Below are 1,850 nucleotides of genomic sequence, written 5' to 3'. Positions count from 1 at the left end.
GATCGACCCCTTGTTGGTGGAGGTGATGCGTTCCTGCAAATTGCCCATGTCGGTCGACAGGGTTGGCTGATAACCCACCGCCGAAGGGATACGGCCCAGCAGTGCGGACACTTCGGAACCGGCCTGCGTGAAGCGGAAGATGTTGTCCACGAAGAACAGAACGTCCGTGCCCGACTGGTCGCGGAACTGTTCCGCCAGGGTCAGACCCGACAGCGCCACGCGCATACGCGCACCCGGCGGCTCGTTCATCTGACCGTAGACAAGGGCCACTTTGGATTCGGTCAGGTTATCGGGAACGATAACGCCGGATTCGATCATCTCGTGGTAAAGATCGTTGCCTTCGCGGGTCCGTTCGCCCACGCCGGCGAACACCGAATAACCCGAGTGCACCTTGGCGATGTTGTTGATCAGCTCCATGATCAGAACCGTCTTGCCCACGCCGGCGCCGCCGAACAGGCCGATCTTGCCACCCTTGGCGTAGGGTGCCAGCAGGTCGATCACCTTGATGCCGGTGACCAGCACCTCGGAGGTGGTGGACTGCTCGGAGAATTCGGGCGCATTGCCGTGAATGGAGCGGGTCTGCTCTGCGTTCACCGGGCCCTTTTCGTCGACCGGGTCGCCGACCACGTTCATGATCCGCCCGAGGGTCGCGTCGCCCACCGGAACCATGATCGGGCCCCCGGAGTCGGTGACCTCTTGTCCGCGCACCAGACCTTCGGTGGCGTCCATCGCGATGGCGCGAACGGTGTTTTCACCGAGGTGCTGCGCCACTTCGAGAACCAGCTTGTTGCCATTGTTGTCGGTGATCAGCGCGTTCAGAATCTCGGGCAGGTGGTCGCCGAACTGAACGTCCACCACGGCGCCGATGATCTGAGTGATCTTGCCTTTTGCGTTTGCCATGTTTCGTCTCCGGTTCTCTTACAGCGCTTCCGCGCCGGAAATGATTTCAATCAGCTCGTTGGTGATGACGGCCTGACGCGAGCGGTTGTACTCGATGGTCAGCTTCTCGATCATCTCGCCCGCGTTGCGCGTGGCATTGTCCATCGCCGACATGCGCGCGCCCTGTTCGGACGCGCCGTTTTCCAGAAGGGCCGCGAAGATCTGCGTGGCCACGGCGCGCGGCAGCAGATCGGCGAGGATTTCCTCTTCGCCCGGCTCGTAGTCATAGAGCGTGCCCTGGGCGCTTTCCTCGACTTCGAAGGCGGCAGGGATGATCTGCTGGGCCGTCGGGGTCTGCGTCACCACGTTGACGAACTTGGAATAGAAGATCGTCGCCACGTCGAAATCACCGGCATCGAACCGTGCCAGCACGTCGCGTGCCACGCCCTGCGCATCCGCATAGGCCACCCGCTTGACCGCCCCAAGGTCGACATGGCCGACGAAGGAACTGGCGAGGTCGCGCTTCAAAGCGTCCCGCCCCTTCTTGCCGACGGTCAGGATCTTGACCGTCTTGCCCGCCACCGCCAGCCGTTGCGCATGCGAGCGGGCCAGCTTGGAGATGTTCGAGTTGAACCCTCCGCACAGGCCGCGCTCTGCCGTCATCACGATCAGCAGGTGCACCTTGTCGCTGCCGGTTCCCGCCAGCAGTTTCGGCGCCGAACCCGAGCCGCCCACCGATGCCGCCAGCCCCGCCATCACGGCGTTGAAGCGTTCGGTATAGGGACGCGCCTGTTCGGCACTTTCCTGTGCCCGCCGCAGTTTCGCGGCGGCCACCATCTGCATGGCCTTGGTGATCTTGCGGGTCGACTTGACCGACGCGATCCGGTTCTTCAGGTCCTTGAGATTAGGCATCTGTCAGGACCCCTCAGGCGAAGTCGGCGGCGAATTCGTCGAGTGCGGCCCTGATCTTG

At 62.9% G+C, this 1,850-nt stretch carries 2 protein-coding genes; both read right to left on the bottom strand.

Going from position 1 to position 1,850, the window contains the following annotated elements; genetic code table 11:
- On the bottom strand, positions 1 to 900 hold a 900-nt coding region (gene atpD, locus WBB85_RS13310; protein ID WP_432639091.1), incomplete at its 3' end, for a F0F1 ATP synthase subunit beta.
- An 18-nt stretch (positions 901 to 918) separates the two neighbouring features.
- Complete coding sequence (locus WBB85_RS13305) at positions 919 to 1,791, bottom strand: F0F1 ATP synthase subunit gamma (RefSeq protein WP_432639090.1); 873 nt, start codon at positions 1,789 to 1,791, stop codon at positions 919 to 921.
- Positions 1,792 to 1,850 lie beyond the last annotated feature (59 nt).

This window comes from Albidovulum sp. (genome assembly GCF_049646345.1).
GTDB lineage: Bacteria > Pseudomonadota > Alphaproteobacteria > Rhodobacterales > Rhodobacteraceae > Albidovulum.
The sequence above is the reverse complement of the archived record's forward strand: the minus strand, read 5'-3'. Positions and strand labels throughout refer to the sequence as shown.